This is a genomic window from Burkholderia diffusa, assembly GCF_902499115.1.
Classification (GTDB): domain Bacteria; phylum Pseudomonadota; class Gammaproteobacteria; order Burkholderiales; family Burkholderiaceae; genus Burkholderia; species Burkholderia diffusa.
Genome location: NZ_CABVPN010000005.1, coordinates 24,415 through 48,999, shown reverse-complemented (window position 1 = coordinate 48,999; position 24,585 = coordinate 24,415). Strand labels below are relative to the sequence as shown.

General features: G+C 67.1%; 22 protein-coding genes. 11 read left to right on the top strand and 11 right to left on the bottom strand.

The window, feature by feature from the left end:
* Window positions 1–81 precede the first annotated feature (81 nt).
* The 3 genes from BTE28158_RS06530 to BTE28158_RS06520 form a co-directional block, all read right to left on the bottom strand.
* Window positions 82–999, bottom strand: coding sequence for a LysR family transcriptional regulator (locus tag BTE28158_RS06530; protein WP_059601436.1), 918 nt, complete (start codon window positions 997–999; stop codon window positions 82–84).
* 240 nt (window positions 1,000–1,239) lie between these two features.
* A complete protein-coding gene (locus BTE28158_RS06525) occupies window positions 1,240–1,485 on the bottom strand; it encodes a DUF3717 domain-containing protein (RefSeq protein WP_006761486.1) in 246 nt (81 codons plus the stop codon).
* A gap of 264 nt (window positions 1,486–1,749) precedes the next feature.
* Window positions 1,750–3,285, bottom strand: coding sequence for an amino acid permease (locus BTE28158_RS06520; protein ID WP_151052481.1), 1,536 nt, complete (start codon window positions 3,283–3,285; stop codon window positions 1,750–1,752).
* 597 nt (window positions 3,286–3,882) lie between these two features.
* Between BTE28158_RS06520 and BTE28158_RS06515 the strand changes: the two genes are divergently transcribed.
* The 3 genes from BTE28158_RS06515 (at window position 3,883) to argG (ending at window position 8,302) form a co-directional block, all read left to right on the top strand.
* Window positions 3,883–5,415: a GGDEF domain-containing protein gene (locus BTE28158_RS06515; RefSeq protein WP_151052483.1), complete on the top strand. Its 1,533-nt coding sequence runs from the start codon at window positions 3,883–3,885 to the stop codon at window positions 5,413–5,415.
* A 151-nt stretch (window positions 5,416–5,566) separates the two neighbouring features.
* Entirely contained in the window at window positions 5,567–6,637 is a 1,071-nt protein-coding gene (locus BTE28158_RS06510) for an FUSC family protein (RefSeq protein ID WP_151048427.1), read from the top strand.
* A gap of 327 nt (window positions 6,638–6,964) precedes the next feature.
* Entirely contained in the window at window positions 6,965–8,302 is a 1,338-nt protein-coding gene (argG, locus tag BTE28158_RS06505) for an argininosuccinate synthase (RefSeq protein WP_059601426.1), read from the top strand.
* Between the two features lie 131 nt (window positions 8,303–8,433).
* Here argG and BTE28158_RS06500 read toward each other — a convergent pair whose 3' ends face one another.
* A complete protein-coding gene (locus BTE28158_RS06500; RefSeq protein WP_151048426.1) occupies window positions 8,434–9,240 on the bottom strand; it encodes a hypothetical protein in 807 nt (268 codons plus the stop codon).
* A gap of 325 nt (window positions 9,241–9,565) precedes the next feature.
* Here BTE28158_RS06500 and BTE28158_RS06495 point away from each other — a divergent pair, with 325 nt between their 5' ends.
* A complete protein-coding gene (locus BTE28158_RS06495; RefSeq protein WP_151048425.1) occupies window positions 9,566–10,078 on the top strand; it encodes a nucleoside/nucleotide kinase family protein in 513 nt (170 codons plus the stop codon).
* Window positions 10,079–10,114: 36 nt separating this feature from the next.
* On the opposite strand, the gene BTE28158_RS06490 is transcribed toward BTE28158_RS06495, so the two are convergent.
* The 3 genes from BTE28158_RS06490 to BTE28158_RS06480 form a co-directional block, all read right to left on the bottom strand.
* Entirely contained in the window at window positions 10,115–10,480 is a 366-nt protein-coding gene (locus tag BTE28158_RS06490) for a nuclear transport factor 2 family protein (protein ID WP_059601423.1), read from the bottom strand.
* A gap of 109 nt (window positions 10,481–10,589) precedes the next feature.
* Window positions 10,590–11,900: an MFS transporter gene (locus BTE28158_RS06485; protein ID WP_151048424.1), complete on the bottom strand. Its 1,311-nt coding sequence runs from the start codon at window positions 11,898–11,900 to the stop codon at window positions 10,590–10,592.
* 195 nt (window positions 11,901–12,095) lie between these two features.
* Window positions 12,096–13,178 (bottom strand): tartrate dehydrogenase, encoded by a 1,083-nt coding sequence (locus BTE28158_RS06480; protein ID WP_151048423.1) that lies wholly within the window; start codon window positions 13,176–13,178, stop codon window positions 12,096–12,098.
* Window positions 13,179–13,285: 107 nt separating this feature from the next.
* On the opposite strand from BTE28158_RS06480, the gene BTE28158_RS06475 reads away from it, so the two are divergent.
* Entirely contained in the window at window positions 13,286–14,194 is a 909-nt protein-coding gene (locus tag BTE28158_RS06475) for a LysR family transcriptional regulator (RefSeq protein ID WP_124620967.1), read from the top strand.
* Between the two features lie 128 nt (window positions 14,195–14,322).
* Complete coding sequence (locus BTE28158_RS06470; RefSeq protein ID WP_059531846.1) at window positions 14,323–14,949, top strand: LysE family translocator; 627 nt, start codon at window positions 14,323–14,325, stop codon at window positions 14,947–14,949.
* An 84-nt stretch (window positions 14,950–15,033) separates the two neighbouring features.
* On the opposite strand, the gene rtcR is transcribed toward BTE28158_RS06470, so the two are convergent.
* Entirely contained in the window at window positions 15,034–16,650 is a 1,617-nt protein-coding gene (gene rtcR, locus BTE28158_RS06465) for an RNA repair transcriptional activator RtcR (protein WP_151048422.1), read from the bottom strand.
* A gap of 668 nt (window positions 16,651–17,318) precedes the next feature.
* Here rtcR and BTE28158_RS06460 point away from each other — a divergent pair.
* The 3 genes from BTE28158_RS06460 to BTE28158_RS06450 all read left to right on the top strand — a co-directional run bounded on the left by BTE28158_RS06460 (window position 17,319) and on the right by BTE28158_RS06450 (window position 20,616).
* Window positions 17,319–18,458: a slipin family protein gene (locus tag BTE28158_RS06460; protein WP_151048421.1), complete on the top strand. Its 1,140-nt coding sequence runs from the start codon at window positions 17,319–17,321 to the stop codon at window positions 18,456–18,458.
* A gap of 62 nt (window positions 18,459–18,520) precedes the next feature.
* Window positions 18,521–19,744, top strand: a complete 1,224-nt coding sequence (locus BTE28158_RS06455) for an RtcB family protein (RefSeq protein WP_124620961.1) — start codon at window positions 18,521–18,523, stop codon at window positions 19,742–19,744.
* A 56-nt stretch (window positions 19,745–19,800) separates the two neighbouring features.
* Window positions 19,801–20,616 (top strand): nucleotidyltransferase domain-containing protein, encoded by an 816-nt coding sequence (locus tag BTE28158_RS06450; protein ID WP_151048420.1) that lies wholly within the window; start codon window positions 19,801–19,803, stop codon window positions 20,614–20,616.
* A 108-nt stretch (window positions 20,617–20,724) separates the two neighbouring features.
* Here the strand turns inward: BTE28158_RS06450 and BTE28158_RS06445 are convergent, their stop codons facing one another.
* Window positions 20,725–21,393, bottom strand: a complete 669-nt coding sequence (locus BTE28158_RS06445; protein ID WP_151048419.1) for an O-methyltransferase — start codon at window positions 21,391–21,393, stop codon at window positions 20,725–20,727.
* Window positions 21,394–21,526: 133 nt separating this feature from the next.
* On the opposite strand from BTE28158_RS06445, the gene BTE28158_RS06440 reads away from it, so the two are divergent.
* Both BTE28158_RS06440 and BTE28158_RS06435 read left to right on the top strand, forming a co-directional pair.
* Window positions 21,527–22,822 carry an O-acetylhomoserine aminocarboxypropyltransferase/cysteine synthase family protein gene (locus tag BTE28158_RS06440; RefSeq protein WP_059450495.1) on the top strand — a complete coding sequence of 432 codons (1,296 nt, stop codon included), beginning with the start codon at window positions 21,527–21,529 and terminating at the stop codon, window positions 22,820–22,822.
* Between the two features lie 154 nt (window positions 22,823–22,976).
* The gene (locus BTE28158_RS06435) at window positions 22,977–23,702 is read left to right on the top strand and encodes a ZIP family metal transporter (protein ID WP_151048418.1); all 726 of its coding nucleotides are present in this window, start codon (window positions 22,977–22,979) and stop codon (window positions 23,700–23,702) included.
* Between the two features lie 10 nt (window positions 23,703–23,712).
* Here the strand turns inward: BTE28158_RS06435 and BTE28158_RS06430 are convergent, their stop codons facing one another.
* Both BTE28158_RS06430 and BTE28158_RS06425 read right to left on the bottom strand, forming a co-directional pair.
* Window positions 23,713–24,210 carry a hypothetical protein gene (locus BTE28158_RS06430; RefSeq protein ID WP_236872889.1) on the bottom strand — a complete coding sequence of 166 codons (498 nt, stop codon included), beginning with the start codon at window positions 24,208–24,210 and terminating at the stop codon, window positions 23,713–23,715.
* A 33-nt stretch (window positions 24,211–24,243) separates the two neighbouring features.
* The gene (locus tag BTE28158_RS06425) at window positions 24,244–24,519 is read right to left on the bottom strand and encodes a DUF4148 domain-containing protein (RefSeq protein ID WP_059601405.1); all 276 of its coding nucleotides are present in this window, start codon (window positions 24,517–24,519) and stop codon (window positions 24,244–24,246) included.
* Window positions 24,520–24,585 lie beyond the last annotated feature (66 nt).

Genomic DNA, 24,585 nt, shown 5'->3' with positions numbered 1-24,585 from the left:
CGCGGGCGGGCCGCATCGAATGCCGACGATGGTGGCCCGGCGACCCGCGCGGCGTCAAGCAAGGCCCCACCGCCTGCACGCTCATTCGGGCTGCGGCGGCAGATACTCCATCTGCGCTTCGTCGTACAGCCGGTAGATCAGCGCCTGCATCGCGCGGATGTCCTCCGATTCGTCGAGCATCCGCATGCTCATGATGATCGGCGACACGAGGTTCGGGTCGTCGAGCGGCTTGTAGCTGATATCGTCGCGCTTCAGGCCGTACACGCTGTGCGGCACGACCGACACGCCCTCGCCCATCGCGACGAGTCCGAGCGCGATCTGCAGTTCGCGCGTCTCGTAGATCTTGCGCGGCTGCAACGCGCGATCGTGAAAGGCGGCGAGCACCTGGTCCGCATAGCTGGGCCGCGGCGCCTTCGGGAAGATGATCAGCGTGTCGTTCACGAGATCGTGCAGCGACAGCACGGGCTTCGCGCCGTCGAGCACGTGACCGACCGGCAGCGCGACGATCATCCGCTCCTCGCGCAGCACGACGCGCCGCACGCTCGGATCCTCGTGACGGATGCGCCCGAACCCGACGTCGATGCGCCCTTCCTTCAGCGCCTTGATCTGGTCCATCGTCGACATCTCGTGCAGGCTCAGCTCGACGGCCGGATACTCGCTGCGAAAGCGCCGGATGATCTTCGGCAGCATCCCGTACAGCGTCGAACCGACGAACCCGACCGACATGCTGCGCTCGATCTTGCCGACCCGCTTCGTCATCGATTCGAGCTCGGTCGTCTGCGCGAGCAGCTGCACCGCGTGCGAATAGAAGAACCGCCCCGCGTCGGTCAGCTTCAGCGGCCGCGCGTTGCGCTCGAACAGCGGCACGCCGAGCGCCTCCTCGAGCTGCTGGATCTGCCGGCTGAGCGGCGGCTGCGCGATGTGCAGGCGCTCGGCCGCACGCGTGAAATTCCGCTCCTCGGCAACCGCGACGAAGTAGCGGAGATGTCTCAACTCCATTTTTCGATCCCTCCCGGACCGGCAACGGACGTTCATTCGGCCGCGCGCAGACGCGTGCCGAGCCGGTCGTCCCGTGATCGCCCGATCCCGATGCCATGACGATACCTCAGCCCGCGCCGAAACCGGCGCGAGCAGCGTCGTGCCGCCCTCGCGTCCGGCACCGCGCAAAGCAAAACGGGAAGCCGCCAGGCTTCCCGTTTCTTCATCGACGCCGCGTCGCGGCAGCGTCTCGACCGCGCATCACGCCTCGGTCGCGTACAGCGCATCGCGCTGCGCGTCGCTCAACGAGTCGAGCGGCACGTCCGGCAGCCGATAGCAGATCATCGCGCCGTACAGCTCGGCCAGGCAGTTGCTGCCGGCGTCGAGCGCGTAGCCGTCCTCGCCGTCCGGCGCCGGCGGATACACTTCGCGCCACGCGTTGATCGCGGCTTCGATTCGCACGATGGAAACGGGTCCGGCCTTCCGCTCGGCGGGTGATGCACTCATGGATTCCTCTGGGTTGCGCGCTCCGCGGGCCGTGCCGGCGCGGCGGAACGATGGAAACGCCGGGCGCCGCCGGCCGCCGCGAGAGGCACGCGCCGGATGCCCGATCCGCGCCGCGCTCGTCGCGCCGGCCGGGCCGTGTGGCCCGGTAGGGTCGGGCAATATAACCGGCTTTGACCCCGTGCAGGGGAAAGCGGACAAAAAAAACGGGAAGCGTGCGGCTTCCCGTTTCGTTGCGCCATCGCGCGGCCGCGTGCCGCGCCGGCATCAGCCCGCGGTTTCGCGGTTCTCCACGCGCTGCAGCTGCGCGCCGCGGCTCGCGGCGACCCACGGTGCGATCTCCATGTCCTCGTAACGCACGAAGCGGCTCTTGTTCAGGAGCCGGTAGCCGAGCCACACGACGAGGAACAGCGGAATGCCGACGTAGGTCGCGGCCACACCCGCCCAGTCGATCCGGTTCGCGAGAAACGCCTGATAGTCCTGGCCGAGCGCGATCACGAGACACAGCACGAACGCGAACAGCGGGCCGAACGGGAACCACTTCGACTGGTACGGCAGCTGGTCGACCGCGTAGCCTTGCGTCACGTAGCCCTTGCGGAACCGGTAGTGGCTGATCGCGATGCCGAGCCACGCGATGAAACCCGTCATCCCCGACGTGTTCAGCAGCCACAGGTACACCGTCTTGTCGCCGTACAGCGACGTAAAGAAACACAGCGCGCCGACGGCGGTCGTCGCGTACAGCGCGTTGCGCGGCACGCCGCCCGGCGACAGCTTCGCGAACAGCTTCGGCGCGCGGCCTTCCGTCGCGAGGTTGTAGAGCATCCGCGTCGACGCGTACATGCCCGAGTTGCCGGCCGACAGCACGGCCGTCAGGATCACCGCGTTCATCACGCCGGCCGCGAACGCGAGGCCCGCGTGGCGGAACACGAGCGTAAACGGACTCACGCCGATGTCGGTCACGTCGCTCTTCAGCAGGTTCGGATCGGTATAGGGAATCAGCACGCCGATCACGAAGATCGCCAGCACGTAGAACAGCAGGATGCGCCAGAACACCTGACGCACGGCGCGCGGGATCGTCGTGCGCGGGTTCTCCGATTCGCCGGCCGCGACGCCGATCAGCTCGGTGCCCTGGAACGAGAAGCCCGCGATCATCGCGACGCCCATCAGCGCCGGCAGGCCGCCCGCGAACGGCGCGTCGCCGATCATCAGGTTGCCCCAGCCGTTGCCCGGCGCACCTTTCAGAATGCCGAAGATCATCAGCAGGCCGACGCCGATGAACGCAACCACGGTGACGACCTTGATCAGCGCGAACCAGTATTCGGCTTCTCCGAAGCCGCGCACGGTCAGCGCATTGAGCAGGAACATCACGCCGAGGAACGCGGCACTCCACCAGACGCCCGGCACGTCCGGGAACCAGTAGTGCATCACGAGCTGCGCGGCGACGAGTTCGACCGCGATCGTCACGGCCCAGTTGTACCAGTAGTTCCAGCCGAGCGCGAAGCCGAAGCCTTCGTCGACGTATTTCGCGCCGTAGGTCGCGAACGAGCCCGACACCGGCATGAACGCAGCCATTTCGCCGAGGCTCGTCATCAGGAAGTAGACCATCAGGCCGATCAGCATGTAAGCGACCATCGCGCCGCCAGGGCCGGCCTGCGAGATCGACGCGCCGGACGCGACGAACAGGCCCGTGCCGATCGAGCCGCCGATGGCGATCATCGTCAGATGGCGCGCCTTCAGCGCGCGATGAAGCTTGGGTGGGTTCGCGGACGAACCGGGTTGGTCGGAATTCGGAATTGCGGACATAAACGAGACGAACGTTGAGCGGGCCGGCATCCGGAGCCGGCGCATGCGGGATCGGGGCGCGGCGCGCCGCCTGCTGCGATGCATTCGATGCGGCCCCGATACGCGTTGCGCGCCGGGCGCCTGCGGCGAAGCGCGGATTCTACCTGATTCGCCGCGGGGGCAGCTGAGCGCCGAACGCCCCGCCGCCGCATGCAGACGCAGCAGAATCAACAAGTTGGACACGGCGGGGCGACGAGACGGCGGCACGGCTGCGGGTTGCGCGGTACAGGTCATGCCATTCGAGTGGTCATCCGCGATGGCGAACCGTGCAAGGCGTAATCGTTCCGGCGCAATCGCCCGATCCTGTATTAAAACGACAAATCGATCCGCAAGCGCCGCCAATAATCAGACAAAATACCGGCCACTCGCAATTGATTCAAATCAAACTGACACCCGGCTCACAGTAATGGTGTGTAATCGTTCCGAATCGCGATCGGCGCATGCATGTTTTGCATCACGCGGCGAAATTCCGGGATTCGCGAGATAATGCCGATTAATGCGAATTAATCACTGCGCGGAATCGTCTACGACGCAAATTCCCGCCGCCCACCCCCGAGGATGAAGCCACACACGCCGCTCGCCACGGCGCGCCGTCATACCGCGTCGGCCGTGGCACGCATTCTGTCGCCCCGCGGCGTACTCGTCGCGGGCATCATGCTGCTCCTGTTCAGCTGGGGACTCTCGACGTCGCTTTTAATCGAGGCACGCCACGACGCATACGATCATGCGGTCGAAAATGCGCGCAACCTGATGCTGCTGATCGAGCGCGATATTTCCCGCAATATCGAACTGTATGATCTGTCGCTGCAAAACGTCGTCGACGGCCTCGCCGATCCGGAACTGATGGCTTTGCCGCCGCACCAGCGTCACCGGCTGCTGTTCGACCGCGCCGCGAGCGGCGCGTATCTCGGCGCCATTTTCGTGATGGATCCGCACGGCAATATCGTGATCGATTCGGCCGAATCGCCGCCGCGACAGGGCAATTTCGCCGACCGCGAATATTTCGCCGTGCATCGCGACCGGCTCGCGCAGGGCCTCTTCATCAGCCGGCCCTATGCGTCCCGCCTGCGCGGCGGCGCATTGACGATCGCGCTGAGCCGACGGATCACGCTGGCCGATGGCCGCTTCGGAGGGATCGTCGTCGGCACGCTCAGCATCGACTACTTCCGCGCGCTGCTCGACGGTCTCGCGGTCGGCAAGCACGGCAGCGCGGCGATCGTCGAGGACAACGGCGCGCTCGTGTCCCGCCTGCCGTTCGATGCGCGCGTGGTCGGCCTCGACCTTCACAACGCCCCGCTCTTCATCGAGGCGCAGCGCAGCAGCGAAGGCGCGTTGACGGGCGTCGGCGCGATCGACGGCGTGCGGCGCATCTATGTTTACAAGCATCTCGCGAATCTGCCGCTGGTCGTCGACGTCGCGCCCGCCGAGATCGACATCTACGCGTCGTGGCGCCATCGCACGATCTGGACCGCCGTGCTGATGGCCCTGTTTACCGTGTTCATCGCGTGGGGCTCGCTCGCGCTGTCGCGCGAACTCAAGCGCCGGCAGATCGCCGAGTCGAAGCTGTACCGGCTCGCGCACACCGATTCACTGACCGGGCTCGACAACCGCGGCACGTTCGACACGGTGCTCGCGAAGGAAGCGCTGCGCGCGTCGCGCAGCGGCCGCCCGCTGTCGGTGCTGTTCGTCGACGTCGATCATTTCAAGGCGTTCAACGACTACTACGGCCACCTCGCCGGCGACGATGTGCTGCGCCGCGTCGCGCAATCGGCGTCGCGCTGCCTGCGCCGCAACAGCGACCACGTCGCGCGCTACGGCGGCGAGGAATTCGTCGTCACGCTGCCGGACACCGATGCGCGAGGCGCGGCGACCGTCGCCGAAGGGATCCGCCGCGCGATCGCCGGGCTCGACATCGCGCACGGCCGCAGCCCGTACGGGCACGTGACAGCGAGCATCGGCGCCGCGACCGCCGCCGGCGGGCGCATCGACGCCGCGACGCTGCTGCGGCAGGCCGACGAGGCGCTGTACCGCGCGAAGTCCGGCGGACGCAATCGCGTATCGAACGCCGAGGCGAACACCGCCGACGCGTGATGCGACGGCCGGCGGCGCCCGCACCGCGTCGCCGTGGACAGCCCGCGCGCGTTCGGCTAGCGTTACGTCAGCTGCGCGTGCGGCGCGGCGCCGGCCCGCGCGGGCCGCCCGCGCGTATTCCGGCCACCCCGCCGGCCATCTCCGCTCCGTCATGAACGCCCAGCTTCCTGCCCGACTGCCGCCGCTCCTGCGCCACGCCCTCCGTCCCCTGCTGGACCCTTACCGCCGCTACCGGCACGCGAAGCTGATCCATGCGGCGCGCGTCGCGCTTGCGATCCTCGTGTCGATCGCCTTGTCCACCGGGCTGCGCGTGCCGCACGGCGAATGGTCGACGATCACCGTGCTGATCGTCGTCGGCGGGCTGCAGCACCACGGGAACATCCGCAAGAAGGCGGCCGAGCGCGCGCTCGGCACGTCGATCGGCGCGCTCGCGGGGCTCGGCCTGATCCTGCTCTACTCCGTGCTGCACGCGCCGTTCGCGATCTACTTGCTGATGGCGATCGCGTGCGGATTCTGCGCGTATCACGCGATCGGCAAGGCCGGCTACATCGCGCTGCTGTCGGCGATCACGATGGTGATCGTCGCCGGACATGGCGACAACGAGATCGTCGACGGCCTGTGGCGCGCGGTAAACGTCCTGGCCGGCATCGCGATCGCGCTGGCGTTCTCGTTCGCGCTGCCGCTCTACGCGACCTACTCGTGGCGCTACAAGCTCGCCGATGCGCTGCGCGCGTGCGCGGCCGTGCATACGCGGCTCGCGGGCGACCGCCGCGTGAGCGATGACGCGCACCTGAAGGAAATGGCCGCGCTGAGCGCGCTGCTGGTGCAGTTGCGTTCGCTAATGCCGTCGGTGTCGAAGGAATGCGAGATCTCGGTCACGCACCTCGAAGCGATCCAGCGCAGCCTGCGCCTGTGCATCGGCTACCTGGAGATCCTGTCGAGCACGGTGCCGGCCCGCGACGACGTGACTGCCCGCGAATACATGCGCTACGAAATGAAGGCCGTGAACCGGCGCATCCGCGACACGCTCGTCGGCGCGAGCCGCGCGCTCAAGGTCGGCACGCCGAGCCGGCTCGCGGCGCGCCGCCGGCCGGCCGAGCCGCCGCACGACGTGCCTCCGCCGCAGTTGTCGGGCTACGTGTCGATCACGGCCAAGCTGGCCGGCGAAGTGGATCAGTTGCGTGAGAAACTGCTCGATACCGCGCAGGCGTGGAATATCTGAAGGTCGCGGGCTCCGGGCCTTGCGCGTCAATCTTTCATAATCCTTTCGTCGCAACGGGCTCGCATCCGACGGCGGCTGCCCCGCCCTTCAGCCGATCCGGCCCCGGAAGCACGGCCCGCGACGGCGCTCGGCCGCGACCGTTTCGGCCGCCGCTCGGCGCCGGTTTGCGCGGCGTTCTCCGCCTGATTCGCCGCCCGCCGGGCCCGCCGCGACAGGCTCGACGAGGTATTGGCGCGAAAATCAGGTCTTGCCCCAACTTCCCGGACAGCCGATACTCGCATATTCCGCGAAATACGATCCCACCGGCTTCAATCCACGGTAATTCCTATGAGCACGATTCTCGAAAGCCTCCCGACCGGCCAGAAGGTCGGTATCGCCTTCTCCGGCGGCCTGGACACCAGCGCCGCGCTGCACTGGATGAAACTGAAGGGCGCCGTCCCGTACGCATATACGGCGAACCTCGGCCAGCCCGACGAAGACGATTACGACGCGATCCCGAAACGCGCGATCGAATACGGCGCAGCCGGCGCCCGCCTGATCGACTGCCGTGCGCAGCTCGTCGCCGAAGGCATCGCCGCGCTGCAAAGCGGCGCGTTCCACATCACGACGGCCGGCGTCACGTACTTCAACACGACGCCGATCGGCCGCGCCGTGACGGGCACGATGCTCGTCGCCGCGATGAAGGAAGACGGCGTCAACATCTGGGGTGACGGCAGCACGTACAAGGGCAACGACATCGAGCGTTTCTACCGCTACGGCCTGCTCGTGAACCCGGATCTGAAGATCTACAAGCCGTGGCTCGACCAGACGTTCATCGACGAACTCGGCGGCCGCGCCGAAATGTCCGAATTCATGAACCAGGCCGGCTTCGCGTACAAGATGTCGGCCGAGAAGGCGTATTCGACCGACTCGAACCTGCTCGGCGCGACGCACGAGGCGAAGGATCTGGAAAGCCTCGAGAGCGGCATCAAGATCGTGAACCCGATCATGGGTGTCGCGTTCTGGCGCGACGACGTGAAGATCGCCGCCGAGGAAGTGACGGTGCGCTTCGAAGCAGGCCAGCCGGTCGCGCTGAACGGCGTCGAGTTCAAGGACCCGGTCGAACTGCTGCTGGAAGCGAACCGCATCGGCGGCCGCCACGGCCTCGGCATGAGCGACCAGATCGAGAACCGCATCATCGAGGCGAAGAGCCGCGGCATCTATGAAGCCCCGGGCCTCGCGCTGCTGTACATCGCGTACGAGCGTCTCGTCACCGGCATCCACAACGAAGACACGATCGAGCAGTATCGCGAGAACGGCCGCCGTCTCGGCCGCCTGCTGTACCAGGGCCGCTGGTTCGACCCGCAGGCGATCATGCTGCGCGAAACGGCGCAGCGCTGGGTCGCGCGCGCGATCACCGGCGAAGTGAAGATCGAACTGCGCCGCGGCAACGACTACTCGATCCTGAGCACGAAGTCGCCGAACCTCACGTATCAGCCGGAACGCCTGTCGATGGAGAAGGTGGCGTCGACGTTCTCGCCGCGCGACCGGATCGGCCAGCTGACGATGCGCAACCTCGACATCACCGATACGCGCGACAAGCTGCGCGTTTATACGCAGGTCGGTTTGCTCACGCCGGGTGAATCGTCGGCGTTGCCGCAGATCAAGGGCGATAGCGGCGAGTAAGCAAGCCGTTTTCGCGAGCGGCCGGGCGGCGTAAGAACCGCCCGGCCGCATGCAGCACTCCCCTCCCGCCTTTCTTCAAGCACTGCCGGATTCGGAACGCGCGTCACGACGATCCTGCAGTCGCATCAGGATCATTTCGATGCCGTGGCCGTCCCGGTCGCAGTCGCAGTCGTCGCAACCGCAGTCGTCGTCGCAGCCGCAGCCGCAGCCGCCGGCGTGCGTGCCAGATCCTGACCGATCGTATCCGCGACCGACTTCTCGCACGACTTGATCCCTTCCACCGACTTGTCGAAATTCTTCTCGAGATCGCTGAAGCTGCCGTACGTATAGGCGAAATCGCTGTCGATGTGGACGCTGTTCGACTTGATGTCGTAGCCGCACGCGAACGTCTTGAAATAGATGTCCTGCTTCGTCTTCGCGTCGAGAATGCGCGCGCGGACGACCACCCACGGAATGTAATCGGGCTGGTTGGGCGGCGAGATATAGCCGAACGACGTGAACCATACGTTCATGATGGCATCCGCGTCGGTCTGGATCGCGGAGTAGTCGTCCGACTTGCCGTCGTCGGCGAGCTTCGCTTTCTGACCGTCCAGCTTCACGACCTGATAGCCGTTGCTGGTAAGGCGGCCCGTGACGCCGTCCACGATGTCCGGCGCGAACACGATCTTGCCGGCCGCCACGTGATCCGTATAGGTGCTCGTATGGCTCGCGTTGACGGCGCTTTGCGCGAGCGCGCCGATCAGGCCGAACCCGCCCGCCGCGCCGCCGATATTGACGACCGCGACACGCTTCGGCTCGTTGACTTCGAGGATCGCGATCGAATGCAGCTTCTGACGTGCTTCGGGCTTCATGTCGGTGTTCGGCAACGTGACGCAGCCGGACAGCAGCGTCACGAGCAGGCCGCAACCGAACAGGGTGGCTTTGGATGAGTTCTTCATGCAGTGAGTGGCTTTTTGTTGTTGACGGAACGTTTTCGCCGAGCCGTCGCACGTGGCGCGTGAAGGTGCTGCGCGCGAGTCGGCCGTATGCTTGTTGTTTGATGACCTGACCGTAGGCGTCGAAGCTGTAATCGGACGCGCGCAGCGCCGCCCGGCAATTGTCGTGCGGCTCGAGTGATACTTTGGTGAGCTACCGAGAAAGGGTAACGGCGGGGGTCAAGGTTTCTTTAGGGCGCTTCGTCGAATAATTTTTCTAATCGCTTCGGCATTACAAACAGATTGCATGTCGAGGCACAATGCAGGCGTTCCGATCCAGCACGCCTTCATGATTCCTCCAGCAAACCCGCCTCTCACCGTCATTCACCTGAACGGCCCGATCAACAGCGGGAAGACGACGATCGGTCGCGCGCTCGCCCGCGTGCTGCCGGATGCGCGCTTCATCGACGGCGACGATCACGCTGCCCCCGAAGACGCACCGTTCGACGTGCAGTGGGCGATCGCGCTGGAGCGCCTCGTCACGCAGATCGCGCAGGCCGGAGAACGTCATCTGGTGATCGCCTATCCGATCGGCGAAGCCGAATTCGCACGGCTGCGCGCGGCCTGCGATGCGCGTGATGCACGGTTGATCGTCGTCACGCTCGCGCCGCCCGAGGCGATCGCGGCGTCGGATCGCGGCACGCGGGTGCTGACGGAATGGGAGCGGCAACGTATCGCCGAGATGTATCGGGAAGGGTATGCGGCGCGCGCATTCAGCGATTGCGTGATCGATACGTCGAAGGCATCGGTAGATGCATGCGCGCGAGAAATTGCGCAACGCGTCCGCGCGTCGCACGCATAGCGGCAACGCCCCGGCGAACGATTCGCGACCACCGCCTCACGCCGCGTAGTGGGCGAATGCCTCGTTCACGCGATTGCCGGCTCCGAAGCGGAACACCTCGACCGCGCCGCGTCCGTTTGCGCCGCGATAGTGAATGGCGACGCTGTCTACGCCCGCCAGCACCGCAATGAACTCGAAACGCAGGTCCGGAATGAGTTGCAGCGCCTTCGCCCAGTACGCGCGCACCGCCGCCTTGCCATGCAGGCATCCGCTCGGCTCGCCCGCGATCCGCACGATCATCGGCGAATGCATGACGAAGGCGTCATCGTAGTGCGACAGGATGCGGTCGAGATCGTGCGCGTTCCATGCGTCGATCCATTCCTGCGCGAAGTGCCGCGCGAATGCGTCGGTGATGGGTTCCATGCGGCTCGTCGTCTCCATATCGGGCGCGGCGTGAATGCCGGCCCGTGTGCCCGAGTGTATCAGCGGCCGCACGGCTTTCGCGCACTCGCCGCGGCTCGCATGCGCGCGCTCAATGATGCTGCCGCACCCCCGACACAACCTGCTCGCGCGCCCCCTTGCGACTCAGCAGCAGCGTGACGACCGCCGACACCGCGAGCGTGCCCGCCACCAGGTACAGCCCGGCCGCATACCCGCCCGTCAACTGCTTGAGCCAGCCGATCGCGAATGGCCCGACGAACCCGCCGAGGTTGCCGATCGAGTTGATCATCGCGATCCCCGCGGCCGCGCCGGCGCCTGACAGGAACGCGCTCGGCATCGCCCACAGCGGCGCCTTCGCGGCGCTGATCCCGATGTTGACGACGACCAGCGCGAGCACGGTCAGGAGCGCGGTGTTCGCCTGACCCGCGAACACGAAGCCGATACAGGCAAGCACGCACGGAATCACGACGTGCCAGGTGCGCTCGCCGGTGCGATCCGAATGTCGTGCCCATCCGATCATCGCGACCACCGCGGCAATGCTCGGGATGCCGGTCAGCAAGCCCGTCTGCAACGCGGTGAAGCCGAACTGCTTGACCATCAGCGGCGCCCACAGGCCGAGCGTATAGAGGCCCGCCGACGTGCCGAAGTAGATCAGCGCGAGCGCCAGCACGCGCGGGTCGCGCAGCGCCTGCAACGCGCCGGCCGTGTGTCCGGCATGCGTGTGCCGCGCGTCGGCCTCGGACTTCAGCTTCGCGATCAGCCAGTCGCGCTCGTCCGGCTGCAGCCACGCGGCCTTCGACGGCGCATCGGTCAGGCACTTCAGCACGACGAAGCCGAGCGCGACCGCGGGCAGCGCCTCGACGATGTAGAGCATCTGCCAGTCGGCGAGGCCGAACATCGGTGGCATCTGCATGATCGCGCCCGACAGCGGCGAGCCGATCGCGGTCGAGATCGGCGCGGCCGCCATGAACCACGCGGCGGCCACTGCGCGCTGCTTCGCGGGAAACCACAGGCTCAGGTACAGGATGATGCCGGGAAAGAAACCGGCTTCCGCAACGCCGAGCAGGAAGCGCAGCACGTAGAAGCTCGTCGGCCCGGCCGCGAACGCGGACACCGCCGACACGATGCCCCACGTGATCATCACGCGCGCGATCCAGATGCGGGCGCCGACACGATGGAGAATCAGGTTGCTCGGCACTTCGAAGAGAAAGTAGCCGATGAAGAACAGGCCGCCGCCGAGTCCGAACGCGGTGGGCGACAGGCCGATCGCCTTGTTCATCGTCATCGCCGCGAAGCCGACGTTGACGCGATCGAGAAAGCTGACGAAGTAAAGCAGCATCACGAACGGAATGATGCGCCACATCAGTTTCCGCGCGACGCGGGTTTCCAGATCCGCTTGCATGTGTCTCCTCCTTCGAGGTCGGGCCGCGCGCTGTCCGCACGAGCCCCGTGGGTGCTTGCCGGCGTCACGACGAATCGTGTGCGCCGGCGCCCGGCTCACGTCGAATGCGCGAGTCGCGGGCAGGAAAATCCGGTGAGCGGTGAACGGAAGGCGGCCGGCTGCGCACGCGCGCTGCCGGCGCAGTCCGTGCTGCCGTCAGGCTGCGACCGCCGCGTGCGCGACGCGCTCGCAGACGGCCGCCGTCACCTGCGCGGTCGTCGCGCTGCCGCCGAGATCGCGCGTATGCAGCGACGGATCGGCCGTCACCGCCTCGATCGCCTGCATCACGCGCGCCGCGGCTTCCGTTTCACCGAGATGCTCGAGCAGCATCACGACCGACCAGAACGTGCCGACCGGATTCGCGAGGCCCTTGCCCATGATGTCGAACGCGGAGCCGTGGATCGGCTCGAACATCGACGGATAGCGACGCTCGGGATCGATGTTGCCGGTCGGCGCGATGCCGAGGCTCCCGGCCAGCGCGGCGGCGAGATCGCTGAGGATGTCCGCGTGCAGGTTGGTCGCGACGATCGTGTCGAGCGACGCCGGGCGGTTCACCATGCGCGCGGTCGCGGCATCGACGAGTTCCTTGTCCCACGTGACGTCGGGGAATTCCTGCGCGACCTGCTTCGCGATCTCGTCCCACATCACCATCGCATGACGCTGCGCGTTGCTCTTCGTGATGACGGTCAGCAGCTTGCGCGGACGCGACTGCGCAAGCCGGAATGCGAAGCGCATGATGCGTTCGACGCCGGCACGCGTGAGGATCGACACGTCGGTCGCGGCCTCGATCGGATGCCCCTGATGCACGCGGCCGCCAACGCCCGCGTATTCGCCCTCCGAGTTCTCGCGCACGATCACCCAGTTCAGGTCGTCCGGCCCGCAGCGCTTCAGCGGCGCATCGATGCCGGGCAGGATGCGCGTCGGGCGCACGTTCGCGTACTGGTCGAAGCCCTGGCAGATCTTCAGGCGCAGGCCCCACAGCGTCACGTGATCGGGCACGTCGGGATCGCCCGCCGAGCCGAACAGGATCGCGTCCTTGCCGCGCAGCGCATCGAGGCCGTCGGCCGGCATCATCACGCCGTGCCGGCGGTAGTAATCGGCGCCCCAGTCGAAATCCTCGAACTCGAACGCAAAGCGGTCGCTGCCGCGAGCCAGCGCTTCCAGCACCTGCTTGCCGGCCGGCACCACTTCCTTGCCGATGCCGTCGCCGGGAATGGTCGCGATACGGTAGGTCTTCATGCCACATCCTCGATTGATCGTGAGCTTGAACGCACTTTACCCAACTGGAAGTGCGGGAACCGGTGCTAGACTCAAAGCATCTTTAACTTCAATTCACGAATCCCGTCATGACGGATACCGTCCAGCCGGCCGATCTCGCCTTCTTCTCGACGCTGGCCGCGTCGGGCAGCCTGAGCGCGGCCGCGCGCGAACTCGGATTGACGGCGGCCGCCGTCAGCAAGCGGCTCACGCAGATGGAACGGCGCGCGGGCGTGACGCTCGTCAACCGCACGACGCGGCGCATGATGCTGACCCCCGAGGGCGACGTGTATCTCGACTACGCGCGCCGGATCCTCGATCAGATGGACGAGCTGGGCGAACTGCTCGGCAGCGCGAAGCAGCGGCCGAAGGGGCTGCTGCGCGTGAACGCGACGCTCGGCTTCGGACGCAGCCACGTCGGCCCGGCGATCTCGCGCTTCGTCGCGCGCTATCCGGAGGTGTCGGTGCAGCTGCAGTTGTCGGTGATGCCGCCGCCGCTCACCGACGACGCGTTCGACGTGTGCATCCGGTTCGGCGAGCCGCCCGATACGCGCGTCGTCGCGCGGCGGCTCGCGCCGAACCGGCGGCTGCTGTGCGCGGCGCCCGCGTACATCGCGCGACACGGGACACCGGGCACGCCGCACGAGCTGACGCGGCACAACTGCATCGGCATCCGGCAGGGCGACGAAGGCTACGGGGTCTGGCGGCTGACGAGCGGACGCGGCGCGGCGCGCAACACGGAAGCCGTGCGGATCAACGGCAACCTGACGACGAACGACGGCGAGATCGCGGTGAAGTGGGCGCTCGACGGGCACGGGATCCTGATGCGCGCCGAGTGGGATATCCGCGACTATCTGGCCGACGGGCGTCTCGTCGTCGTGCTGCCGGACTACGAGACCCCGAGCGCGGATATCTATGCGGTGTATGCGCAGCGGCATCAGATGTCCGCGCGGATACGGGCCTTTGTGGATTTTCTGGCGGAGGAGCTTGGCGGGTGACGGGCGGCGGGCGGAGCGGGCATGGGTGCCGGAAACGCTGATATTCTGGCGAATCGACCACTGAATGATCGGGAAATTTGCGCCGCCGCATCATCCCTCGCCGCTGCGCCAACCTTGCAGGAGCCGCCATGTTCGACCTGACCACGCTGACCACCTTCACCGCCGTCGTACTGGGTCTGTTCCTGATTCCCGGCCCCGCCGTGCTGCTCGTGCTGAGCCGCACCGTGCAGGGCGGCCGCAAGACCGGCATCCTGACCGGGCTCGGCGTCGCGAGCGGCGACTTCGTGCATACGCTGTTCGCGGCCGTCGGGCTGTCGGCGCTGCTGATGACGTCGGCGCTCGCGTTCAACGTCGTGAAGCTGGTCGGCGCCGCGTACCTGATCTACCTCGGCGTGCGCGCGCTGCTCGACAGGCCGTCCGATCCGTCGCTGCCGAAGGTGTCGCCCGTCACGCCGCTGAAGGCGTACCTGCAGGCGATTCCCGCCGAAGTCCTGAACCCGAAGACTGCGCTGTTCTTCCTCGCGTTCATGCCGCAGTTCGTGCATCCGGAACGCGGCTCGACGTTCGTGCAGTTCGCGGTGCTCGGGCTGATCTTCGTCGTGCTCAGCTCGCTCTACACGACGCTGATCGCGTGTTCGATCCGCCCGCTCGGTCGCCTCGTGAAGCGGCTTGCGTGGCTCACGCGCTGGCAGGGGAAGATCATCGGCTCGATCTTCATCGCGCTCGGGCTGCGCGTCGCGGTCCAGCAGCGCTGACGCGCGCGCCGGCGCGGCCGGCTGGCTCGCGTGCGATCTCGACGGCCTGCCGCGGATGAGCGGTTGAATGCGCCGCCCGCCTGACTACCTCGCGCCCAGCGCGTCCCGCACGCCGTCCCAATCGAGCCCGAACCGCGCCAGATACTTGCGCAACCGGTCCGCGTCGTTCGGCTGCTTCTTGTTCTGCCGCGACACCGCGAACAGCGCGCGGCCGGCCTCCGACAAGCTCGCCGATGCACGGCACACGTCGAGCACGCGTTCGAGCTGCGCGCGGTCGAACAGGTCGAGTTCCGCCGCACGCGCGCCGAATACCGCGTCGACGCATCCGTCCGACGCACTTGCGCCGCCCGGCTGCGACCACGTGCGCGTCAGTCGCTCGACCTCCTGCTCGGCAATCGTCTCGGTAATCCGCCCCGCATCGGCGAGCGTCGCCATCCGCGTGACCGATGCGGACAACTCGCGGAAGTTGCCGGCCCATGCCGCGCGCGGCGATGCCGCGAACGCGAGATAGCGCCGCTTCGCTTCCACGTTGAACCGCACCTGCTCGCCCTGCTCGCGGCCGAAGCGATCGAGCTCGAATTCGAGGTTCGGCTCGATGTCCTCGCGCCGTTGCGCCAACCCCGGCAAGTCGTACGTCCACAGATTGATCCGCGCATACAGATCCTCGCGGAACGTGCCGGCCGCCACCATCTGCCGCAAATCGCGGTGCGTGCCGGCGATCAGCTCGAAATCGCTGGCCACCTCGACGTCCGCGCCGACCGGCAGGAAGCGCTTCTCCTCGATCGCCTTCAGCAGCATCGCCTGCTCGTCGAGCCCGAGTTCGCCGATTTCGTCGAGAAACAGCAGGCCGCCGTCCGCCGCGCGCAGCAAGCCCGCACGTGCGGACTGCGCGCCGGTGAACGCGCCCTTCACGTGACCGAACAGCGTCGACATCGCCGCGTCGCCGCGCAGCGTCGCGCAGTTGATCTCGATGAACGGCCCCGCGAGCCGATGGCGGCCGCGCTTCAGTTCGTACACGCGTTTCGCGAGAAACGACTTGCCGGCACCCGTCGGACCGACGAGCAGCATCGGCGCGCGTGAGCGCACGGCCACGCGCTCCAGTTGCTCGATCAACTCGTTGAAGCGCGCGTTGCGCGTCGCGATGCCCGCTTTCAGGAACGACACCGTCTCGTCGCGCTCGCGCGTGAAGCGCTGTGCGATGCGGTTGTAGCGCGACAGGTCGAGATCGATCACCGACACCGTGCCCGGCCCGCTCGGCCCCTCGTCGGTCTGCTTCGGCGGCCCCGTCTGCACGAGGCGCGCGGGCAGGTAGCGCGCCTCCGCCAGCAGGAACCAGCAGATCTGCGCGACGTGCGTGCCGGTCGTGATGTGGACCAGGTAGTCCTCGCGGTCGAGGTCGAACGGATAGGCGCGCGCAAAGTCGTGCAGCGTCGCGTAGACCTCCTCGAAATCCCACGGGTCGTGGATCGTGACCGGCGTGAGCCGCACCTCGGTATGCGGCGACAGGTTCGCAAGATCGTCGCGCACCTGATTGGCGAGGCGCGCGTAGCCAGGCGGATGCAGCAACTCGAGCCGGTCGATCGCGAAGTCCGGCTGCATGCAGAGCGACACCGTCGGCCGCCACTTGCGGTAGCGGCGCGGCGCACGGCCGCCCTGGTCGAGCACGGTGCCGAGAAAGCCGATGGCGACGGTCTTGCGCATGTTTATCTCATGGGATAAAAAACGATCCGATTGTATCGGAACTCAGCGACGACGCGATACGGCGGCCTTCCCTCCGCAATCATCGGAAATCATGAATTGTCCTTTCTCTTCAAAGGCTTGATCGCCTTCCCCGCAGCCTGCCCCGCCCGCTGGCACGCTCCTCGCTAAATAGAAGACGCCGGATGTCCCGCTGGCCCGCGAGCCAGGGTTCACAAAGCCCTGCTGGTGCGCCGCCGCCGAACCTGGTTCGTCGCGGCAGCGCATGCCGCCATGGACAGACGAAGGCAAAGGGGCGCGCGAGGCAGCCTTGTCCGGGTTCGAATCCCGGAGCGCCCACTGTTCGGAAGCTCATTCAGGTGGAGCAGCCGGCGCGAGCCGGTGTGTGGCGGGTTCGAATCCCGTCCGAACCCCGTCCGCAAGGACGGTCTGTCGATAGAAGCAGTACCCGCCGGTGCGGGCCGACAGGCCCGCCGCGCGTCGGACCGGTTGCGGTTCCGCGCGATCGGCCGGGCGGCCGGACGGCCCGCGCGAATGCGCTCGACGACGCGATGCAGGATGCGTCGCCGCGTGCAGCCGCGCCGGACCCACGCGCCGCCCGCCCGATCGCGTCGCACCCCGATCCGTGCGATGCGTGTCGCCCGGCGGCCATTGAAGAAAAGGACAAGAATATGTGGAAGCGTCATGTGGTGAAAAAGAACGAACGCGCGCTGCTGATGAATGAGGGCGATTTCGTGAAGGTGCTGGAACCGGGCGTGTTCAAGGCCTTCGATCCGTTCAAGCGTCTGTCGGTGCAGACCGCGCGTCTCGACGCGCCGCTCGCCGACGCGGCATTGGCCGATTACCTGCGTCACGACGCACAGGACGTGCTCGCGCAACACTTCGTCGCGATGGATCTGGCCGACGACGAAGCGGGCCTGCGTTACGAAGACGACGTGCTCGTCGAGATCCTGCCGCCCGGCACGCGCCGGCTGTACTGGCGCGGCCTCATCGCCCATCGGCTGGAGCGCGTCGACCTCGCGCAGGACAGCATGCTGCCGGCCGCGCTCGCGAAGCGCATCGCGCAACCGGCGCTGCGTGCTCGCGGCGTGGCGGGCCTGACGGGCGTGCTGCTCGCGCAGGTGCCGGCGTATCACGTCGGTGTGCTGAAGATCGACGGCAAGATCGAACGGCTGCTGGATGCGGGTGTCGCAGCGTTCTGGCGCTTCAATCGCGATGTCGCGGTCGAGCTCGTCGACCTGCGCCTGCAGGCGCTCGAAGTCGCCGGCCAGGAAATCCTGACGCGCGACAAGGTCGCGCTGCGGCTGAACCTGTCGGCAACGTGGCGCTATGCGGACGTGCTGCATGCGTTCGGCCAGTTGCAGAAGCCGGTCGAACATCTGTATCGCGAACTGCAGTTCGCGCTGCGCGCGGCGGTCGGCACGCGCTCGCTCGACGAGCTGCTGGAGGACAAGCAGGTGATCGACGACATCGTGATTGCCCAGGTGCGCCCGCGACTCGAGCAATCGGGCGTGGACGTGCGCAGCGTCGGCGTGAAGGATATCGTGCTGCCGGGCGACATGAAGACGATCCTCGCGCAGGTGGTCGAGGCCGAAAAGGCCGCGCAGGCGAACGTGATCCGACGCCGTGAGGAAACGGCGGCGACGCGTTCGCTGCTGAACACCGCGAAGGTGATGGAAGAGAACCCGACCGCGCTGCGGCTCAAGGAGCTGGAAACGCTCGAGCGCGTCGCGGAACGGATCGACCGCATCTCGGTGTTCGGCGGCCTCGACCAGGTGCTGAACGGACTCGTCAGCATCAAGGGCGCGTGATGCTCGAAGCAAACGGCGCGGCGCATGGGTGCCGCGCCGCACGAATGAATCAGGTGAAGCAAATGACTGACATGGATTATCAGGTGATGGAACTGGCGAACGGCAAGCCGGTGAAGATGTGGACGCAAGGCGTCGCGGTCGAGGACGACGCGCGCGCGCAATTGCGCAACACCGCGCAGATGCCGTTCATCTTCAGGCACGTCGCGGTGATGCCGGACGTCCACCTCGGCAAGGGCTCGACGATCGGCAGCGTGATCCCGACGAAAGGCGCGATCATTCCGGCCGCGGTCGGCGTCGACATCGGCTGCGGGATGATGGCCGCGCGCACGACGCTCACGGCGTCCGACCTGCCGGACTCGCTCGGCGGGCTGCGCAGCGCGATCGAACGCGCGGTGCCGCACGGCCGCGTGCCGGGGCGCCGCGATCCGGGTGCATGGGGCGATCGCACGCCGGCCGCCGTGACCGAGTCGTGGAAGTCGCTGCTGCCGGGCTTTCAGCGGATCGTCGACAAGTATCCGAAGCTGGAGAAGACGAACCACTATGCGCATCTGGGCACGCTCGGCACGGGCAATCACTTCATCGAGGTGTGCATCGACGAAGCCGATCGCGTGTGGTTCATGCTGCACAGCGGCTCGCGCGGCGTCGGCAACGCGATCGGCAGCCTGTTCATCGAGCTCGCGCAGGCCGACATGCGGCAGCACATCGCGAACCTGCCGGATCGCAACCTCGCGTATTTCACCGAGGGCAGCCGCCACTTCGACGATTACGTCGAAGCGGTCGGCTGGGCGCAGGACTACGCGCGCCGCAACCGGCAGGCGATGATGGACGCGGTGATCGGTGCGGCGCGCGGCGTGATCGCGAAACCGTTCGCGGTCGACGCGCACGCGGTGAACTGCCACCACAACTACGTGCAGCGCGAACGCCACTTCGGCGAGGACGTGCTCGTGACCCGCAAGGGCGCGGTGTCCGCGCAGAAGGGGCAGCTCGGGATCATTCCGGGCTCGATGGGCGCGAAGAGCTTCATCGTGCGCGGGCTCGGCAATCCGGAGAGCTTCTGTTCGTGCAGCCACGGCGCCGGACGCTCGATGAGCCGGACCGAGGCGAAGCGCCGCTTCACGGTCGACGACCAGGTGAGAGCGACGCGCGGCGTCGAATGCCGGAAGGACGCGGGTGTCGTCGACGAGATTCCGATGGCCTACAAGGACATCGATGCGGTGATGGCGGCACAGCGCAGCCTCGTCGAAGTGGTGCACACGCTGCGCCAGGTAGTGTGCGTGAAAGGATAGCGCGGCGCGCGGCCGAAGGCCGGGCGGCCGCGCGCAATGAAAGGGAAACGACAAGAATGAAAACGGAAAAGGCAATGACAACCGTGCGCAGCGCACATCCGGTCGACCCGGCCGTGCGTGCGCGCGTGATGGCGGAACTCGCGGAAGTCGAGCGCCGCCACGACGTGAGCGTGCTGTTCGCATGCGAATCGGGCAGCCGCGGCTGGGGCTTCGCATCGCCGGACAGCGATTACGACGTGCGCTTCGTGTACGTGCACCGGCGCGACTGGTACCTGAGTGTCGAACCGCAACGCGACGTGATCGAGCGGCCACTCGACGACGAGCTCGACGTAAGCGGCTGGGAGTTGCGCAAGGCGCTGCAACTGCTGCGCCGGTCGAACCCGACGCTGCTCGAATGGCTCGACTCGCCTGTCGTGTATCGCGAAGACGCGCGCTGGGCGCCGCGGCTCAGGTCGCTGGCGTCGGCGTTCTTCTCGCCGGTGCGCGGGCGCCATCACTACCTCGCGATGGCGAAGAAGAACTTTCGCGGCTACCTGCAAGGCGACACGGTGCGTTACAAGAAGTACCTGTACGTGCTTCGGCCGCTGCTCGCGGTGCGCTGGATCGACATGGGGCTCGGCATGCCGCCGATGCGCTTCGCGGCGCTCGTCGAAGGCACCGTGCACGAACCAGCGGTGCGCGCGGAACTCGATGCGTTGCTCGCGTTGAAGATGAGCGCGAACGAAAGTGAATACGGGCCATGCCGACCCGCGATCCACGCGCTCGTCGAGACGATGCTCGCGGATGCCGAACACGATCGCGAATACAAGCGACCGTGGGGCGACGTCGCGATGCTCGACAGCTTCCTGCGCGACGTGGTCGACGGTCGGTGAAAAACGAACGGCGCGATGCCTGAGGGCATCGCGCCGTTTCCGCATCGGGACGCGCCCGGCCGTGGCCGGTGAGCAGTGTGCGCGCCGCACACGCGCGCCGCCGTCACCTCACTCGCCGACGATCGAAATCGAGAACCCGTCCCAGCCCTTCTGCCCGACCGTCTGCACGGCCGTCGTCGTGAGCTTCGGCTCGGCCACGAGACGTGCGAACCCTTCCCTCACGCCGACCGCATCGGGCTCGCGATTGTCCGGATCGGCCACGCGCCCGCCACGCACCACATTGTCGACGACGATCACCGTGCCCGGCCGCGACAGCTTCAACGCCGCGTCGAGATACACGGCGTTGTTGTCCTTGTCCGCATCGATGAAGATGAAATCGAACGGCGCCTCGCCCGCATCGACGAGCCGCGCGAGGCTGTCTTTCGCGCTGCCGACGATCACCGACACCACGTCCGCGAACCCGGCGCGCGCGATGTTCCGCGTCGCGACCTTCGCGTGCTCGGGGTTCAGTTCGAGCGTCACGAGCGTGCCGCCCGGCGGCAACGCTCGCGCGAGCCAGATCGTGCTGTAGCCGCCGAGCGTGCCGACTTCGAGGATGCGCCGCGCGCCCCGAATCGTCGCGAGCAGTTGCAGCAGCTTGCCCTGGTTCGGCGCGACGTTGATCGCGGGCAGCCCGGCCGCGTCGCTGGCCGCAAGCGCGGCGTCGAGCACGTCGTCGGACGGCACGAGCGTCGCGGAGAAATACGCATCCACCCTGTTCCACTGATCCTGATCCATCGCGCACCCTTCGTCCGCGGAAAAATGCATTCTATGCGCGACGGCCCCATAAGCAACCAACCATTCGTTCTAAGGGCAGCCGCGCACCTGCTCCTATAATCGCTCGACCACGACAACAACAGACGGAGCACCCATGACCGATCAGGCCTCTTCGAACTGGCGCCTCGAAACCATCGCCGTGCACGGCGGCTATCGCCCCGACCCGACCACGCGCGCGGTCGCGGTGCCGATCTACCAGACCGTTGCGTACGCATTCGACGACACGCAGCACGGCGCGGACCTGTTCGACCTGAAGGTCCAGGGCAACATCTACACGCGAATCATGAACCCGACGACGGACGTACTCGAGCAGCGGATCGCCGCGCTCGAGGGCGGCATCGGCGCGCTCGCGCTGGCGTCGGGCCAGGCTGCCGTCACGTACGCGATCCAGACGATCGCCGAAGCCGGCGACAACATCGTGTCCGCCAGTTCGCTGTACGGCGGCACCTACAACCTGTTCGCGCATACGCTGCCGCAATACGGCATCACGACGCGCTTCGCCGATCCGCGCGACCCGGCGTCGTTCGAGCCGCTGATCGACGCGCGCACGAAGGCGATCTTCGCGGAATCGGTCGGCAACCCGCTCGGCAACGTGACCGATATCGCCGCGCTCGCGGAAGTCGCGCATCGCCACGGGATCCCGCTGATCGTCGACAACACGGTGCCGTCGCCGTACCTGCTGCGCCCGTTCGAACACGGTGCGGACATCGTCGTGCACTCGTTGACGAAGTATCTCGGCGGCCACGGCACGAGCCTCGGCGGCGCGATCGTCGATTCGGGCAAGTTCCCGTGGGCGCAGCACGCGGACCGCTTCAAGCGGCTCAACGAGCCCGACGTCAGCTATCACGGCGTCGTGTACACGGAAGCGTTCGGGCCTGCCGCCTATATCGGGCGCGCGCGGGTCGTGCCGCTGCGCAACATGGGCGCGGCGATCTCGCCGTTCAACGCGTTCCAGATCCTGCAGGGCATCGAGACGCTCGCGCTGCGCGTCGAGCGCATCAGCGACAACGCGCTGAAGATCGCGCAGCATCTCGCGCGCCACGAACACGTCGAGTGGGTGAACTACGCGGGGCTGCCCGATCACCCGGATCATCCGCTCGTCGCGCGCTACCTGTCGGGCCGCGCGCCCGGCATCCTGACGTTCGGCGTGAAGGGCGGCCGCGACGGCGGCGCGAAGTTCCAGGACGCGCTGAAGCTGTTCACGCGGCTCGTCAACATCGGCGACACGAAATCGCTCGCCACGCATCCGGCCTCGACGACGCACCGCCAGCTGTCGCCGGCCGAACTCGCGAAGGCCGGCGTGAAGGAGGAAACGGTGCGGCTGTCGATCGGCATCGAGCACATCGACGACCTGCTCGCCGATCTCGACCAGGCGCTCGCGCAGCTGTGACCCGACGCGGGCGTGCCGACACGCCCGCTTCAAATGCCTTGACCTTGAAGCGGCTTCAAGGTGTTCAATACCCGGTTGATGCCGGGGCGACGCCCGGCACGAAACCGCCGTGCGCTGCAGCGCCCGCTGCGGCGCGCTCCACTGCCGAGGCCCCATGACACCGACCGCGAAGCTCGCGCTGCTCACGTTACCGCCGCTGCTGGCGGCCTGCTTCGGCGCCCTCGCCGCCGCATGGCGCGCACCGGGCCCGAAAACGTCGAGCGTCATCCAGCATTTCACCGGCGGCATCGTGTTCGCGGCGGCGGCGCTCGAGTTGCTGCCGCAGGATCGCGCGCACGCGCTGTTTCCGGTCGTCGTCGGCTTCGTGTTCGGCCTCGCGCTGATGCTCGCGATCCGTGCGCTGTCCGGCGCGGTCGAAACGCGCTTCGAGGACGCGCGGCTACCGGTCAGCCTGATCATCGTCACCGCGATCGATCTCGTCGTCGACGGCCTCGTGCTCGGCATCGCGTTCTCCGCGAGCGACGAAAGCGGCATCATCCTGACCATCGCGCTGACGCTCGAAGTGCTGTTCCTCGCGCTGTCGGTCAGTGCGGCGCTGGCGTCGGCAGGCGTCGGCCGCTTGCTCGCGATCGTCGTGCCCGTTGCGCTGGCCGCGCTGCTGAGTGTCGCGGCCGTCGCCGGCAATGCGGTGTTCGCGGGGCTGCCGGCGAATCTCTACGCGGCGCTGCTCGGGCTCGGCACGGTCGCGCTGCTCTACCTCGTCACCGAGGAACTGCTGGTCGAAGCGCACGAAGTGCCGGAGACGCCATTTGCAACCGCCGCATTCTTCATCGGCTTCATCGTGTTCTTCCTGATCGAAGGTTCGGTGAAGGCCGGCTGAAGCGCGAGCGTCACCACGTCGTCGCGGCCGTCGGATACGTATCGACGATGCGCGTGCCGTTGACGGGCGTCACGCCCTCGTTGCGCAATGCGGCCCACAGGTCGATCGCATGTTCGCGCGACTTGCGGCTGCCGTCGTCGGTCAGCACATTCAGCGCGATCACTTCGTCACGCGTGGTCAGTTGCAGTTGCTCCTTCAGTTTGCGCGACTGATGCGACGCGGTACGGACCTCGCGAAGCACGATCCGCTGCTCGGTGAGCGGAGCCGGCGCAGCGCCCGCAGCGGCGGGCAGCAAAGTCAGCTGCCCGTTCCCGACTTCGCATTGCCCGCGCGTGAACGTCGCGCTCCACTCGCCCGCCGGCACGGTCGCGAACTCGCAGCGCATCCGTTCGCTGGCGCGGCGGCCGATGTCGTGCTCCGGCGCATGCGACAGCGCGCGTTCCGGCCAGCCGGCCGCCATCGCGCCCGTCGTCGTCAGGCACGCGGCCAGTAGGATCGCTTTCATCATGTTGCGCATCGTCCACTCCTCCTCGCAAAAATATCAACGCACCGCGAAGCTGTCGTCATGCGCATCGACGACCGGCGCCGATTCGCCGCGATGCACCGTCGAGCGATGGATTTCCTGATTGCGGGCGATGGTGGCCGGGCTCGGCGGATAGTCGTGCTTCGGACTCGGGATCACGCCGTCGTGGCGGGCGCGCAGCATTTCCTGGCGCACTTCCTGCCGGGTCCTGGACTGCGCGGTGACCGACTGCGAGAAAGCGGCGATCGACAGCGTGGCAATGGCGATCGAAATCAGGGGTCGTCGCATGTTCATGAAATTGGCTCCTTGTCCGGAATGGGTAACGTGAGTTCCAAGATTGATCCGGCGTCGGTGCGCGAT

Excerpts from the sequence above, each read along its gene's own strand:
- BTE28158_RS06530 (WP_059601436.1), bottom strand. The coding sequence starts at position 999 with ATGGAGTTGAGACATCTCCGCTACTTCGTCGCGGTTGCCGAGGAGCGG.
- BTE28158_RS06525 (WP_006761486.1), bottom strand. The coding sequence starts at position 1,485 with ATGAGTGCATCACCCGCCGAGCGGAAGGCCGGACCCGTTTCCATCGTG.
- BTE28158_RS06520 (WP_151052481.1), bottom strand. The coding sequence starts at position 3,285 with ATGTCCGCAATTCCGAATTCCGACCAACCCGGTTCGTCCGCGAACCCA.
- BTE28158_RS06515 (WP_151052483.1), top strand. The coding sequence starts at position 3,883 with ATGAAGCCACACACGCCGCTCGCCACGGCGCGCCGTCATACCGCGTCG.
- BTE28158_RS06510 (WP_151048427.1), top strand. The coding sequence starts at position 5,567 with ATGAACGCCCAGCTTCCTGCCCGACTGCCGCCGCTCCTGCGCCACGCC.
- argG (WP_059601426.1), top strand. The coding sequence starts at position 6,965 with ATGAGCACGATTCTCGAAAGCCTCCCGACCGGCCAGAAGGTCGGTATC.
- BTE28158_RS06500 (WP_151048426.1), bottom strand. The coding sequence starts at position 9,240 with ATGAAGAACTCATCCAAAGCCACCCTGTTCGGTTGCGGCCTGCTCGTG.
- BTE28158_RS06495 (WP_151048425.1), top strand. The coding sequence starts at position 9,566 with ATGATTCCTCCAGCAAACCCGCCTCTCACCGTCATTCACCTGAACGGC.
- BTE28158_RS06490 (WP_059601423.1), bottom strand. The coding sequence starts at position 10,480 with ATGGAACCCATCACCGACGCATTCGCGCGGCACTTCGCGCAGGAATGG.
- BTE28158_RS06485 (WP_151048424.1), bottom strand. The coding sequence starts at position 11,900 with ATGCAAGCGGATCTGGAAACCCGCGTCGCGCGGAAACTGATGTGGCGC.
- BTE28158_RS06480 (WP_151048423.1), bottom strand. The coding sequence starts at position 13,178 with ATGAAGACCTACCGTATCGCGACCATTCCCGGCGACGGCATCGGCAAG.
- BTE28158_RS06475 (WP_124620967.1), top strand. The coding sequence starts at position 13,286 with ATGACGGATACCGTCCAGCCGGCCGATCTCGCCTTCTTCTCGACGCTG.
- BTE28158_RS06470 (WP_059531846.1), top strand. The coding sequence starts at position 14,323 with ATGTTCGACCTGACCACGCTGACCACCTTCACCGCCGTCGTACTGGGT.
- rtcR (WP_151048422.1), bottom strand. The coding sequence starts at position 16,650 with ATGCGCAAGACCGTCGCCATCGGCTTTCTCGGCACCGTGCTCGACCAG.
- BTE28158_RS06460 (WP_151048421.1), top strand. The coding sequence starts at position 17,319 with ATGTGGAAGCGTCATGTGGTGAAAAAGAACGAACGCGCGCTGCTGATG.
- BTE28158_RS06455 (WP_124620961.1), top strand. The coding sequence starts at position 18,521 with ATGACTGACATGGATTATCAGGTGATGGAACTGGCGAACGGCAAGCCG.
- BTE28158_RS06450 (WP_151048420.1), top strand. The coding sequence starts at position 19,801 with ATGAAAACGGAAAAGGCAATGACAACCGTGCGCAGCGCACATCCGGTC.
- BTE28158_RS06445 (WP_151048419.1), bottom strand. The coding sequence starts at position 21,393 with ATGGATCAGGATCAGTGGAACAGGGTGGATGCGTATTTCTCCGCGACG.
- BTE28158_RS06440 (WP_059450495.1), top strand. The coding sequence starts at position 21,527 with ATGACCGATCAGGCCTCTTCGAACTGGCGCCTCGAAACCATCGCCGTG.
- BTE28158_RS06435 (WP_151048418.1), top strand. The coding sequence starts at position 22,977 with ATGACACCGACCGCGAAGCTCGCGCTGCTCACGTTACCGCCGCTGCTG.
- BTE28158_RS06430 (WP_236872889.1), bottom strand. The coding sequence starts at position 24,210 with ATGATGAAAGCGATCCTACTGGCCGCGTGCCTGACGACGACGGGCGCG.
- BTE28158_RS06425 (WP_059601405.1), bottom strand. The coding sequence starts at position 24,519 with ATGAACATGCGACGACCCCTGATTTCGATCGCCATTGCCACGCTGTCG.